This window comes from Mesorhizobium sp. WSM4806 (assembly GCF_055811635.1).
The window spans coordinates 92178-105006 of sequence record NZ_JBVVQZ010000009.1; the positions used below are offsets into that span (position 1 = coordinate 92178).

General features: G+C 62.4%; 12 protein-coding genes. 7 read left to right on the plus strand and 5 right to left on the minus strand.

Annotated features, from left to right (window positions below; all coding sequences use genetic code 11):
- Positions 1-158: 158 nt before the first annotated feature.
- Entirely contained in the window at positions 159-2729 is a 2571-nt protein-coding gene (gene cckA / locus AC0L2M_RS15690; protein ID WP_287183352.1) for a cell cycle histidine kinase CckA, read from the minus strand.
- A 369-nt stretch (positions 2730-3098) separates the two neighbouring features.
- Between cckA and AC0L2M_RS15695 the strand changes: the two genes are divergently transcribed.
- Positions 3099-3845, plus strand: coding sequence for a flagellar biosynthetic protein FliO (locus AC0L2M_RS15695; RefSeq protein WP_287175215.1), 747 nt, complete (start codon positions 3099-3101; stop codon positions 3843-3845).
- A 98-nt stretch (positions 3846-3943) separates the two neighbouring features.
- On the opposite strand, the gene dksA is transcribed toward AC0L2M_RS15695, so the two are convergent.
- Positions 3944-4360 carry an RNA polymerase-binding protein DksA gene (dksA, locus tag AC0L2M_RS15700; RefSeq protein ID WP_006202025.1) on the minus strand — a complete coding sequence of 139 codons (417 nt, stop codon included), beginning with the start codon at positions 4358-4360 and terminating at the stop codon, positions 3944-3946.
- A 264-nt stretch (positions 4361-4624) separates the two neighbouring features.
- Between dksA and AC0L2M_RS15705 the strand changes: the two genes are divergently transcribed.
- From AC0L2M_RS15705 to AC0L2M_RS15720, 4 genes are all read left to right on the plus strand, one after another.
- Positions 4625-5128: a SixA phosphatase family protein gene (locus AC0L2M_RS15705; RefSeq protein ID WP_128172365.1), complete on the plus strand. Its 504-nt coding sequence runs from the start codon at positions 4625-4627 to the stop codon at positions 5126-5128.
- Positions 5129-5356: 228 nt separating this feature from the next.
- Positions 5357-6871 (plus strand): YcjX family GTP-binding protein, encoded by a 1515-nt coding sequence (locus AC0L2M_RS15710; RefSeq protein ID WP_128172364.1) that lies wholly within the window; start codon positions 5357-5359, stop codon positions 6869-6871.
- Positions 6868-7956, plus strand: coding sequence for a YcjF family protein (locus AC0L2M_RS15715; protein ID WP_128172363.1), 1089 nt, complete (start codon positions 6868-6870; stop codon positions 7954-7956). Before AC0L2M_RS15710 ends, AC0L2M_RS15715 begins: the two co-directional genes overlap by 4 nt.
- A gap of 190 nt (positions 7957-8146) precedes the next feature.
- Complete coding sequence (locus AC0L2M_RS15720) at positions 8147-8701, plus strand: hypothetical protein (RefSeq protein WP_023801140.1); 555 nt, start codon at positions 8147-8149, stop codon at positions 8699-8701.
- A gap of 263 nt (positions 8702-8964) precedes the next feature.
- Here AC0L2M_RS15720 and AC0L2M_RS15725 read toward each other — a convergent pair whose 3' ends face one another.
- The gene (locus tag AC0L2M_RS15725; protein ID WP_023801139.1) at positions 8965-9231 is read right to left on the minus strand and encodes a hypothetical protein; all 267 of its coding nucleotides are present in this window, start codon (positions 9229-9231) and stop codon (positions 8965-8967) included.
- Positions 9232-9484: 253 nt separating this feature from the next.
- Between AC0L2M_RS15725 and AC0L2M_RS15730 the strand changes: the two genes are divergently transcribed.
- Complete coding sequence (locus AC0L2M_RS15730) at positions 9485-11320, plus strand: monovalent cation:proton antiporter-2 (CPA2) family protein (protein ID WP_091593667.1); 1836 nt, start codon at positions 9485-9487, stop codon at positions 11318-11320.
- Positions 11321-11338: 18 nt separating this feature from the next.
- On the plus strand, positions 11339-11887 hold the full coding sequence (locus AC0L2M_RS15735) for a DUF924 family protein (protein ID WP_031255672.1): 549 nt from the start codon (positions 11339-11341) through the stop codon (positions 11885-11887).
- Between the two features lie 48 nt (positions 11888-11935).
- Here the strand turns inward: AC0L2M_RS15735 and folK are convergent, their stop codons facing one another.
- A complete protein-coding gene (gene folK / locus AC0L2M_RS15740; RefSeq protein WP_473531021.1) occupies positions 11936-12448 on the minus strand; it encodes a 2-amino-4-hydroxy-6-hydroxymethyldihydropteridine diphosphokinase in 513 nt (170 codons plus the stop codon).
- Positions 12432-12791 (minus strand): dihydroneopterin aldolase, encoded by a 360-nt coding sequence (gene folB, locus AC0L2M_RS15745; protein ID WP_023801135.1) that lies wholly within the window; start codon positions 12789-12791, stop codon positions 12432-12434. The genes folK and folB overlap by 17 nt, the downstream gene beginning before the upstream one ends.
- Between the last annotated feature and the right edge of the window lie 38 nt (positions 12792-12829).

Below are 12829 nucleotides of genomic sequence, written 5' to 3' on the forward strand. Positions count from 1 at the left end.
TGGCCCCATAATCATGGCAGTCTCACGCCATTTCGCAAGTGCGAATTAGTGAGCCCTAAAGCGCGTCGCGTTTGACCGGCCTCATGCGGCGCGCTTTAGGTTGTCGTTTTATGCATGTCGTTATCGCAAAACCGCTGCACACTTTTGCGCGACATGCATTAAGATTCCAGCACGTCCTTGACGATCGTGGCCAGTTGCTTGAGCGAAAACGGCTTCGGCAGGAAACCGAAATGCGCGTCTGCCGGCAGGTTCTTGGCGAACGCGTCCTCCGCGTAGCCGGAAACGAAGACGAATTTGATGTCCGGCTGCCGCTTGCGCAATTCGCCAAGCAGCGTCGGCCCATCCATTTCCGGCATCACCACATCGGAAACGACAATGTCGACCTTGCCGCCGAGCGCCTCGAAGATTTCCAGCGCCTCGACGCCCGAGGACGCTTCGTGGACGGTGTAACCGCGCGACGTCAGCGCCCGCATGCCGCCCATGCGCACGGCATCCTCGTCCTCGACGAGCAGCACCGTGGCCGAACCTGACAGGTCCTTGGCTGCGTCGGCGACCTTTGCCGGTGCAGCCGGCGCCTCGCCGGGCTCGCCTGCCGTTCGCGCCTCTGCAATGTAGCGCGGCAGGAAGATGCGGAACACCGATCCCTTGCCGACCTCGGAATCGCAGAAGATGAAGCCGCCTGTCTGCTTGATGATGCCATAGACCATCGACAGGCCGAGGCCGGTGCCCTTGCCGACCTCCTTGGTGGTGAAGAAGGGTTCGAAAATCTTCTTGAGCACTTCGGGGGCGATGCCGCTGCCTGTGTCTTCAACTTCGACCACCACATAATCGGCAGGCGCAAGTTCGCGGTAGGGAAGGCTCTTGCTCTCCTGTGTGGTCACGTTGCGGGTGCGCACGATGAGCTCGCCGCCGTTCGGCATCGCGTCGCGCGCATTGACCGCCAGATTGACCACCACCTGCTCGAACTGCCCGATGTCGACCTTCACCGGCCACAGATCGCGGCCATGATCGACCTTCAGCTTGATGTCGTTGCCGACCAGACGGGCCAGCAGCATCCGCAGATCGGCAAGCACGTCGGTCAGGTTGAGCACCTCCGGCCGCAGCGTCTGCTTGCGCGAGAAGGCCAGAAGCTGCCGCACCAGCGAGGCCGCCCGGTTGGCGTTCTGCTTGATGTTCATGATGTCGGGGAACGACGGGTCCGACGGGCGGTGGTTGGTCAACAACAGGTCCGACGCCATGATGATGGCGGTCAGCACATTGTTGAAGTCGTGTGCGATGCCGCCGGCAAGCTGGCCGACCGCCTGCATCTTCTGGCTTTGCGCCATCTGGCCCTCGAGCGCCTTCTGCTCGGTGGTCTCGACGGCGTAGACGATGGCCGATTCTTCGGCGCCCTCGCCGGTGCCGTCGGCAACCGCGTTGACGTAGAAGCGCATGTGCCGTTCTTCATTGCCGGGCAGCAGCGTATCGATCGGTTCGATATCGGCCTGCCGTTGTCGCGCTTTTTCGAACGCCGCGGCAAAGGCGGGTCGGTCACGCTCATGGATCACAGTGTCCAGCCGCACGCGCCGATCGACCGCGTCCCCGTCGACGACGGAGGAAAACAGCGACAGGAAAGGCGCGTTGGTGCGCAGGATGCGCCCGCGGTTGTCGACGGCCGCTATTGCCATCGGCGTCGAATTGAAGAAGCGGGTGAAGCGGATCTCCGAGGCGCGCAGATCGGCGGAAGCGTCCTCGCCTTGCGTCCGGTTGAGCACGATGGTGCGCGTCGGACCGTTGGCGCCCTCGCGGCTGGCCGAAACCCGATGCATGAAACGCACGGGCAGCGCCTCGCCCTTCACTGTCGTCAGATCGAGATCAATGACCGCATTGCGGGTGGTGCCGGGATCGGCCTTGACCGAGCGGACCAGCGCCATGCCGTCGCCGGCGACGATCTCCGCAAGCGTGACGGCACCAGGCGTGAAGCTAGTCAGGTCGATGCCCAGCCACTCCGCAAGCGTGGCGTTGATGTAGGTGACGCGGCCTTCCTGGTCGGCCGAAAAGAAGCCGGCAGGCGCATGGTCGAGATGGTCGATGGCCTCCTGCAGATCAAGGAAGAAGCGCTCCTGCTCGGCCCGTTCTTTCGAGATGTCGGCGAGTTGCCAGGCGAGCAAGGGCAGCCGCTGGCCCGGAACGCTGAAGGCGCGGGCGCGGACACGGTACCAGCGCGCGCCCGGCTCAGCGCCGGGTCGAATGGATTGGGCAAGCCTAAACTCACCGTCGCCGGGCTGGCCGTCGCGCAGGCCGGAGGCGAGCCGGTATATGGTCACCGAGGCCTCGGGAACATCGGACAGCAACCCTTCGACGGTCTTTAGATCCGCCGCAGAAGCCGCGCCCGTCATCTCGGCATAGGCCCGATTGGCGTAGACGACACGACCCTTGGTGTCGGTGACCAGGAGGCCTTGCGACATTGAATCGACGAAGGCTTTCGACAGCTCGTCACTCGTCGAGCGCGGTGTGATCTGCACGAAGCCGATGGCGGTGGCGAACAGGAAGCCGACACCGATCATCGCCAGCACGCCAAGCATTCCAAGCAGGAATGGATCGCCAAGACGTTCTCGGAAAAGGCCGAAAACGATCGCCGCTCCTGTCAGCACAACGATGAAGACGATGAGCCGGGTGACCGCGCCCGGTCGCGTGTTCTGGTCGACGATCGGTACCGGATAGAAATCGCCGCGCGCTTCCTTGGCCATGTGCCCCCTGCTCGTGAATTCCGGTACTTGCCCCTGCCCGGTTGAATCACATTCTCAGGGTCCGGAAAAGGCCTTGGCGGCCACTGTCCGCTAAAAATGACACCCGTTCGGCGCCTGGTGCGGCGAATCCGAAATTCGCATCATTCCTGGTCCGACGCGAGCGAATTTTGGATTCACCACGCCAGCAACTTGCTGAAAATCCAGCGTCGTGGATTGAAGTGGGAACGCAGACCCCCTCAATTCGCAGGAGCTTGAAATCCACAAAATGGGTGTTTCAAGCTGTTCACGAAGCGCGAAACGTAACTTGCAGTCGCGTGCCGCAACAGTCTAGTGTCGCGTCTTCTTCGAAAGCTGATTTTGGGTGCACCAATGCTGCAGTGGCTGGATAGCGTGGCGGGTCCCGGTTATGCCGCGGCGATCCTGTGGACCGTTGTCGCGCTTGTCCTTGTGGTCATCGTTCTCCTCATCATCAAGCTGGTCCGCAATCTGACTTTTGGAACATTCGTTGCCGGCGGCAGGAACCGCAAGACGCGGCTGGCGGTGATGGACGCCACCGCAGTCGACAGTCACCGCCGGTTGGTGCTGGTGCGCCGCGACGATATCGAGCACCTGCTGCTGATCGGCGGCCCGACCGACGTCGTCGTCGAACGCGACATCAGGCTGTCGGCGCTGCGCCGTCCTGCACTGACCGGAGATGGCGGCGGCCATCAGCCGGCACCGCCGCCGCGCGCGCCGCAACCGGCTCCCGCGCCAGTGAGGCAAACACCGTCTCCGCAGCCGGCAAGCAACGCCCCAACGCCGGGCCGGCCGCATCAGCCCGCCCCGGCGCCGAGGCCAGCAGCGCAAAGCCCTCAATCGACGACCATCACGCCGCTGCCCGCCTACACCAATGCCGTTCGGTACGCGCCATCGCCGGCAAGACAGGATTCCCCGGCAAAGCCGAATTCCCCGGCAAAAGAGGATTCCATCGACGATACGCTGATGAGGGAGCTCGAGGTCCCGTTTGATGACCCGCACCCCGCCAAGCCGGAGAGCAAGCCGGCGGCGAAAGAGCCGTCGTCTCTCGATGACGAGATGACGAAGCTTCTCGGCGAGTTGTCCAGCCAGAAGAGATAACCGGCCAACAGCCAATAAAAAAATGGCCGGAGACCGGCCATGACAAATTCGCTGGCTGCTTTTAGACGCTTCGCCCGCTTGGACGCTTCGCCCGTGCTTCAGTCGTCGCGGTAGACCTTCTCGCGGCGTTCGTGGCGCTCCTGCGCCTCGATCGACAGGGTCGCGATCGGACGCGCATCGAGCCGCTTCAGCGCGATCGGCTCGCCGGTTTCCTCACAATAGCCGTAAGTGCCTTCATCGATGCGCTGAAGCGCAGAATCGATCTTTGAAATGAGTTTCCGCTGGCGATCTCGGGCGCGAAGTTCGATGGCGCGGTCGGTTTCCGAAGAGGCGCGATCGGCGAGATCGGGGTGGTTGGCGTTTTCCTGCTGCAGGATTTCGAGAGTTTCGCGCGCTTCGCGCAGTATGTCGTTCTTCCAGGTGACGAGCTTCAGGCGAAAGTAGGATTTCTGCCGCTCGTTCATGAACGGCTCGTCTTCGGAGGGTACGTAATCGGCGGTAACGATGTCGTTCATTCGACTCACCCAGACAGCCCCAAATTTGGCGCCTATATATTCACGGACCGAATGCTGCACAAGCGCAATCGACGACAGATTCACGCAATTGTTAATCTCGGCCAAAATGCCATGGGCCGCATCATTCGCATGAAGGGCGCGACCGAATTCGCGTATGATTCGTTAGGTTTGTAGGGCGCCGGCCATTGTGCGCAAGGCGTTTCTCATGACTAATCCCGCAGCGCCTTTTGACGAGTTTCGGTGTTTGGCACAAGCGAGGGACCGGTGAGCAAGCTTTATCTGCTGAGGCATGCGAAGGCCGGATGGGCCCTGCCGGGCATGCGCGATTTCGATCGTCCGCTCGACGCATCCGGCGTCGCCGACGCCGAAACGATGGGTGCGGTCATGCGGGCCTGCAACTACATTCCGGACCTGACCCTTTGCTCGAATGCAAAGCGAGCGCGCCAAACGCTTGAGGGCCTGGCCGGTCACACCGATACGGGCCGGGTCCTGTTCCTGGAGACGCTCTACAGCGAGGATGCCGCCGGCTATCTCAAGCTCATCCGCGGCAATGGCGAGCCAGGCTCGCTGCTCGTCGTCGGCCACAATCCAATGACGGAAGATCTCACCATCGCGCTTTCGGGCGATGGCGAGGAGGCTGCCAGGGGAATGCTGAACCACGGCTTCCCGACCTCCGGCCTCGCGGTCGTCCGTTTTCCAGGCAGTCTTGCCAACGCCGCGCAAGGCACCGGCTATCTCGAAGCCTTCCTGTCGCCGGCCGATATCTGACGCCTTTTCAAACGTAGCGTGGTGGATTTGACGTTCCTGCCACTTCAATGGCGTCAGCGTTCAGGAACTTCAAATTCCAAAACCACGCTAGAAACGATGGTTTGCCAGTGTGACTTAGAATCCGAAATTCGCTCACTGCGATGCTCCAAGGTACTGCGAATTTCGGATTCGCCACACTAGCCGCCAGCGCCTATATCGGGGCGGACCGACGCCCCGAGAGACCGCATTTTGGCATCATCGCTGACCACTTTCACCGACGAGGCGAAGATTGCCCTGGATACGCTGTCGGGGCGCGCTACCGGGCTTTTTTCGCCATCGCTGCGGCTGGGTGTTACCGGCCTCTCCCGCGCCGGCAAGACGGTGTTCATCTCAGCCTTTGTCCACAATCTGATCCACGGCGGGCGGTTGCCGCTGTTCGAGGCGCAGAAATCGGGGCGTGTTGCCCGTGCCTTCCTCGAAGAGCAACCCGATGACGCCGTGCCGCGATTCCAGTACGAGGACCACATCGCGGCCTTGGTCAACGACCGCCTGTGGCCGGATTCGACACGTGCCATTTCCGAGCTGAGGCTTACCATCGAATATGAATCGGCCTCCGGCTGGAGCCGCATGTTCTCATCAGGCAGATTGTCGATCGATATCGTCGACTATCCTGGGGAATGGCTGCTTGACCTGCCGCTGCTCGGCAAATCCTACGCCGATTTCTCACGCGAAGCCTTTGACATGGCCGTGCTGCCGGTGCGCGCCGACCTTTCGCAGGAATGGCGCGCGCTCTCCGCCGCAATCGACCCGAATGCCGACGCCGATGAGATGACGGCGCGACGCCTCGCCGAGAGCTTCGCCGCATATCTCAAGGCATGCAAGCTCGACGAGCGGGCGCTTTCGACCCTGCCACCCGGCCGTTTCCTGATGCCCGGCGACCTTGAGGGCTCACCGGCGCTGACCTTCGCGCCGTTGCCGGGGCTGAGCGAGCGGCGGGCGCGGCCCGGGTCGCTTCAGGCTATGATGGAGCGGCGCTACGAGGCCTACAGGACGCATGTCGTAAAGCCGTTCTTCCGGGAGCACATCACGCGCCTCGACCGTCAGATCGTTGTGATTGACGCCTTGCAGGCCTTGAATGCCGGGCCCGGCGCGATGGCCGATCTCGAACGTGCGGTGACCGAAATCCTCGCCTGCTTCCGCCCCGGTCGCGGCAATTTCCTGACGGACTTTTTTTCAAGGCGCATCGACCGCATATTGGTGGCGGCGACAAAGGCGGACCATCTGCATCACGAAAGCCATGACCGGCTGCAGGCGATCGTGCGGCGGCTCGCCGACCGCGCCGTGGCGCGGGCGAATTTCACCGGCGCTGATGTCGACGTGGTCGCCCTGGCGGCGGTGCGAGCGACTCGGGAAGGCACGGTCAAGCAAGGCCGCGAAACGCTGCCGGTCATCATCGGCACACCGTTGAAAGGTGAAAAGATCAACGGCGAAACATTTGATGGCAGAACAGAAACAGCCATATTTCCCGGTGACTTGCCGGAGAAAATTGATGCATTGTTCGATGTCTCCGGACCAGACCGTCAGCAGAACCGGGGCCATCGGCAGAGCCCAGGCCATCGGCAGGCCAATGAGGACCCGGCGATCCGTTTCGTGCGCTTTCGCCCGCCAAAACTCGAACGCACTGCCGAAGGCGTCACGCTGTCGCTGCCGCATATCAGGCTCGACCGTGCCCTGCAGTTCCTGATCGGAGATCATCTGGCATGACCGCGCCCCGCAAGCCGGCGGCATTTCGCATCGAGCCGGAAGCCCCGCCAAAGCAACAGGCGGCCTCGCGCCAGCCCGACGCCGCTGCGGCCAGAAAACCACGCACCGTGAACGCTGACCTTGCCGTCGTCACGCCGGCGGAAATCGACGTATTCGACGAGCCGGACATCATCGCCGCCGAACCGCCGCCGGCGACCGCGCCGCGGCAGCGCTCGATATCAGTCAGCCTGTTCTTCGGCGCATTGGGCGTTCTGGTTTCGCTGGCCCTCGGCCTTTGGACCGACCGGCTGATTCGCGATCTGTTCGCCCGTGCCGAATGGCTGGGCTGGCTGGCCGCCGGGATGGCCGTGGTCGCGCTGCTCGCGCTTCTGGTCATCCTCGTCCGCGAGTTCCTGGCGATCACCCGCCTCGCCGAGGTCGAAAAGCTGCAGATGCGGGCGCTCGACGCCATCGCCCGCGACGATCCGAAAGCCGCTCGCGCCGTGGTCGAGGAACTGTCGGCCTTTGTCGCGGCCAAACCCGAAACCGCGGCCGGCAGACGCGCCCTGGCAGACTTGCGCGACGAGATCATCGACGGCGGCAATCTGGTGCGCCTGGCCGAGACCGAAATCCTCGGCCCCCTTGATGCACGCGCCAAGGTGATGATCCTCGAAGCGGCAAAGCGTGTGTCGCTGGTGACGGCGGTCAGCCCTCGCGCTCTGGTCGACGTCTCCTATGTCGTGTTCGAAGCCGGCCGGCTGATTCGCCGCCTGTCGGAGCTTTATGGCGGCCGGCCGGGCACACTGGGGTTCTTCCGGCTGGCACGCAGCGTTCTCGCCCATCTGGCGGTGACCGGCTCGATTGCCGTCGGCGACAGTTTCGTGCAGCAGATCGTCGGCCATGGCCTTGCCGCCCGGCTCTCGGCAAAACTTGGCGAAGGCGTCGTCAACGGCATGATGACGGCGCGCATCGGCATTGCTGCGATGGAGACCGCAAGGCCCCTGCCCTTCAGCGCCGCGAGGCGGCCCGGCATGGGCGATTTCCTGTCCGCGCTGACATCATTTGCAACCAAAAAGCAGAAGGAAACATCCGCTTCCGACACCTGACGACCGTCTCCGACGCGGCACGTCCTGGTGGCGCGCCAAGGGATGCTGCAACACGTTTGTTTTGCCCATGATCCCAGCGCAAATCGCGTCCGATTTTCGGGGTCATCCGCAACCGGTGACGAAGCATTAACCAATCTTGTTCATGGTCGGACGGGTTCCAAACCAGTCTCTTTGTTGCCGGGTGTCGTCGATGAAAAGCGTGATCTTGTCTAGCGTCCTGCCCATGGCAGTCGTGGTTTCAACAACCGCCGGCATGGCCGAAAAGACCTTTGCGGCAGAACGGGACAAGAAGTTCTTTCAATCGGTGAAAGGCGAATGGGTCGGCCCGGGGGAAATCGTCGCCGGCAAATACAAGGGCACGAAATTCACCTGCAATTTCACCGGTTCGACGCCGGACGGCAAGATCGGCATGTCGCTCGACGGCGGTTGCCGGGTCGGCATGTTCACCCAGCAGATGTCGGCGACGATCCAGCACAAGGGCCGCGAGGGCTACAAGGGCAGCTTCATGGGCGGTGCCGCCGGTTCCGGTCTCGACATCATCGGCGGCAATGTGGTCAGCGCCAACAAGGTCGTCTTCACCATCAACCGTAACCAGTTGCGCGGCGTCATGCAGGCTCTTGTCCCCAACGACAATTCGATGACAGTGACGGTTGCGGTGCGCGTCGACCAGCAATTGGTGCCGGTCATCGGCATGAAGCTGAAGCGCGTCGATACGCTCGAAGTCGGCTCCATCGCGCCGAACTGAACGATCGTCTGCGCATCCAGTGAAAATGCAACGCGCTGTGCAATTTAGTGAATGGTGAATGGTGAATGGAATTAGATATTCACTACTGACTACTGACTACTGACTACTGACTACTGACTACTCACTACTCACTACTCACTACTCACTACTCACTACTCACTACTCACTATTCACTATTCACTATTCACTATTCACTATTCACTATTCACCAAAAAAGCGGCAGCCACGGCCACCGCTTCTTTTAGCAAAACTCAAATCGATTCTCAGGCCTTGATGGCGGCAGTCAGCTCGTCATAGGCCTTGCAGGCCTCCTCCGCCGTCGTCGCGCCCTGATACTTGGTTGTGACCGCCTGGACCTTGGCGGTGAGATCGGCTGCCTTGGCCGGATCCTTGGTAATTGCCTCCTGAAGGGCTGCGGTCATGTCCTGGGCCTTCTTGGTCAGCATTTCGGTGGTGCAGTCCGGCGCCTTCGAGCAGGCCGATCCGGCAAGCGCCGCGATGCCAACGGCAACAAGCAAAAATGTCTTCATGTCAGTCGTCTCCCTCAAAAAAAAGGCGGCCGACTTAATCGTCATCCGCCCCTCACGGCCAAGGCCGCGGCGTCCTTAGCGCCCGATTTCTGCAACACACAACGCAGCCGGTGGATAAAGTTGTGGAGCGCGCCTGCAACACTGCTGCACCAGTTTCCGGATTCGGACTGTTCGATCTCAACCGAAGCCCCTATCTTTGCCGCTCGATGCCGCAGCACGTGCAGCGGTCCCTAGAGAGAACGGAACGGCAGGCATGGCGGCAGAAGCAGCGGGCAGCGATTTGATCCACGTCGTGGCGCTGCTCGCCGCAGGTGTTGTCGCCGTGCCGATCTTCAAGCGCATCGGGCTTGGCTCCATCCTCGGCTATCTGGCGGCCGGCGTGGTCATCGGCCCGTTCGGCATCGGCATCTTTTCCGAATCGGAAGCCATTCTTCACGTCGCCGAGCTCGGCGTCGTCATGTTCCTGTTCATCATCGGGCTGGAGATGCAGCCATCACGGCTGTGGGGCCTCAGGCGAGAGATCTTTGGCCTTGGCGCATTGCAGGTCGGCGTGTGCGCGCTGTTGCTGACCGGGGTCGGACTGGCGGGAGGTTTTCCGGTCTCGCAATCCTTCGTCGCCGGCGCCGGTTTCGTGCTGACCTCGACGGCGATCGTCATGCAGCTTCTGGAGGAACGCGGTGAGATGGCCGCGCCCAAAGGCCAGCGCATCGTCTCCATCCTGCTGCTCGAAGACCTGGCGATCGTGCCGCTGCTGGCGCTGATCGCTTTCCTGGCACCGGGCGGCGCCGATATGAGCTTGACGCAGCGGCTGACGGAGGTGGGCATCGGTCTTGCCGCCATCGTCGGGCTGGTGCTGGCCGGGCGTTACCTGCTCAATCCGTTCTTCCGCATCCTGGCGGATGCCCGCGCCCGCGAAGTGATGACCGCCGCCGCCCTTCTGGTCGTTCTGGGGTCGGCGCTTGCCATGCAGCTCAGCGGCCTGTCGATGGCGATGGGCGCTTTCCTGGCCGGCGTGCTGTTGTCGGAATCCACCTTCCGCCATCAGCTCGAGGCCGACATCGAACCCTTCCGCGGTGTGCTGCTCGGGCTGTTCTTCCTCGCTGTCGGCATGTCGCTCGACCTGCACGTGGTTGCCCAGAGCTGGCGGCTTGTCGCCATCTACGTCGTCGCCTACATGGTGATAAAGGCGATCGGCATCTATCTCGTCGCCCGCATCCTCAAGACCGGCCACCGGGAGGCGCTCGAGCGCGCCGTCTTCATGGCGCAAGGCGGCGAATTCGCCTTCGTTCTCTATTCCGCCGCGGCGGCGGTCGGCATCATCGACAGCCAGGCTAACGCGACGCTGACGGCGATCGTCATCATCTCCATGGTGCTGACGCCGCTGGCCATTCTGGCATTGCGGTATCTGACGCCACGCGACGAGCAGTCGCTCGAAGGCGTCGACATCGCCGATGGCCTGACCGGCAGCGTGCTGATCATCGGCTTCGGCCGCTTCGGCCAAATCGCCAGCCAGCCGCTTCTGCTGCGCGGGATCGACGTCTCGATCATCGACAATGAGGTCGAGATGATCCAGGCGGCGGCCGATTTCGGTTTCAAGGTCTATTATGGCGACGGCACGCGGCTGGACATTCTGCGTGCCGCCGGCGCCGGCCGCGCGCGCGCCGTGTTGATCTGCGTCGACAAGCCCGATGTCGCCGTCCGCATCGCAAAGCTGATCAAGGCGGAGTTTCCCCTGCTCACCGTGCTGGCACGCGCTTTCGACCGCGGAACCGCACTGCAGTTGATACGTGCCGACGTCGATTTCCAGATTCGCGAAACCTTCGAATCAGCGCTTGTCTTCGGCGGCTCCACGCTGGAAGCACTGGGCGTCGACCCCGAGGAAGTCGCCGAGGTGATCGAGGACGTCCGCCACCGCGATTCCGCCCGTTTCGAGTTGCAGCTCGCCGAAGGGGTTCGCGCCGGAGCGCGCTTCCTCAAGGGCAATATCGGCACACCCATTCCGACACCGCTCAGCCAGCCGCGCCGCTCCGGTCAGGCGCTCAATGAAGAAACCGCCGGCGTTCTGCACAAATCCGAGCCTGCCGACTAAACATTGGAGAGCAAACAGATGATCGAACTGGACGAGCGCGCGCTCTCCGTCACCAAATTCTGGCGTGACGCCGGGAAAGATGCATGGTTCGAGAAGAATGACGCCTTCGACGCGGAGTTCCGCAACTGGTTTCTTGAGCTGCATTACGCTGCCGCGCGGCGTGAATGCGACGGATGGTCGGAGCATGCCGAAGGCTCACTGGCGCTGATGATCCTGCTCGACCAGTTCCCGCGAAACTGCTTTCGCGGCACCGGCCATATGTATGCCACCGACCCGCTGGCAAGGCATTTTGCCGAAAAGGCGATCGCCGCCGGCCAGGATCTGGCGCTCGACGAAGAGCTTCGCGTCTTCCTCTATTTGCCTTATGAGCATTCGGAGCATCTCGCCGACCAGCTCAAATCGGTGGACCTCACCACCGCCAAAGCCCAATCCTATCTGAAGTATGCCGTCGAGCACCTGGAGATCATTCAGCGCTTCGGCCGTTTTCCGCATCGAAACAGGATGCTTGGCCGCGAGACGACGCCGGAGGAACAGGTGTTCCTCGACGGCGGCGGGTTTTCCGGCTGAGCTCAGTGCATCGGAGCCAAAAATGGTTAGAGGTTTTGGTTCGATGCTTTAGGTCAGCCACCAATTCCGGCCGGACGACAGTCGCTCGATGCCGGCGCTGTCGAGAGCGGCAAGCCGCTCCGTCACGCTTCTGCCGTCGACGGTGAGGTCAGGCGCGATCTCGGCCAGCGGCGCCAGAACGAAGGCGCGCTCCAGCATGCGCGGATGCGGCACTTCCAGCCCGGTTTCGTGGATGATCCGATCGCCGAACACCAGAATGTCGATGTCGATCAGCCGTGGACCCCAGCGCTCCTCGCGCACCCGCTTCAGCCTGCGCTCGACGTCGAGACAGAGATCGAGCAATGCATGTGGCGCGAGCACGGTCGAAATTTCGGCGGCCGCATTGAGAAAATCCGGCTGGTCGAGCTTGCCCCAGGGCGGCGTGCGGTAAAGCGAGGAGACGACAACGACGCGCGTGTTCCCGTCGGCGTCCAGCATGCGCAGCGCCGCGCCCATCGACCTTGCCGGGTCGCCGAGATTGCCGCCAAGGCTGAGGTAGACCGTGTTATTGGGGCCAGGCAACGGTCACCTCGACATGATCGAGCACGCCGGGCACCGGCGCGTTCGGCTTGCGCACAGTGATCTCGGCCTTTTTTATCTGGGGAAAGCGGGCTGTCAGCGCCCGGGCCACCTCCAGCGCCAGCGCTTCTATCAGAAAACGCCTCTCCCCGGTGATGATCTTTTCGATCACCCCGAAGGCAATGCCATAGTGGACGGTATCCTCAATGGAATCATCGACCAGCGCGCGGCCGGGTTCGACGGTGAGCGCAGCGTCGACATAGAAACGCTGGCCGAGCGTCTCCTCCTCATCCAGCACGCCGTGCCGAGCGAAGAAGGCGCAATTTTTCATGCGGATGATATACATCGCTCAGCGTCCTGCTCGATTGGAGCGATGCGCGTCCG

What these genes read in the sequence shown, in the direction of transcription:
- cckA (WP_287183352.1), bottom strand. Translation starts at nt 2,729, where the DNA reads ATGGCCAAGGAAGCGCGCGGCGATTTCTATCCGGTACCGATCGTCGAC.
- AC0L2M_RS15695 (WP_287175215.1), top strand. Translation starts at nt 3,099, where the DNA reads ATGCTGCAGTGGCTGGATAGCGTGGCGGGTCCCGGTTATGCCGCGGCG.
- dksA (WP_006202025.1), bottom strand. Translation starts at nt 4,360, where the DNA reads ATGAACGACATCGTTACCGCCGATTACGTACCCTCCGAAGACGAGCCG.
- AC0L2M_RS15715 (WP_128172363.1), top strand. Translation starts at nt 6,868, where the DNA reads ATGACCGCGCCCCGCAAGCCGGCGGCATTTCGCATCGAGCCGGAAGCC.
- AC0L2M_RS15720 (WP_023801140.1), top strand. Translation starts at nt 8,147, where the DNA reads ATGAAAAGCGTGATCTTGTCTAGCGTCCTGCCCATGGCAGTCGTGGTT.
- AC0L2M_RS15725 (WP_023801139.1), bottom strand. Translation starts at nt 9,231, where the DNA reads ATGAAGACATTTTTGCTTGTTGCCGTTGGCATCGCGGCGCTTGCCGGA.
- AC0L2M_RS15730 (WP_091593667.1), top strand. Translation starts at nt 9,485, where the DNA reads ATGGCGGCAGAAGCAGCGGGCAGCGATTTGATCCACGTCGTGGCGCTG.
- AC0L2M_RS15735 (WP_031255672.1), top strand. Translation starts at nt 11,339, where the DNA reads ATGATCGAACTGGACGAGCGCGCGCTCTCCGTCACCAAATTCTGGCGT.
- folB (WP_023801135.1), bottom strand. Translation starts at nt 12,791, where the DNA reads ATGTATATCATCCGCATGAAAAATTGCGCCTTCTTCGCTCGGCACGGC.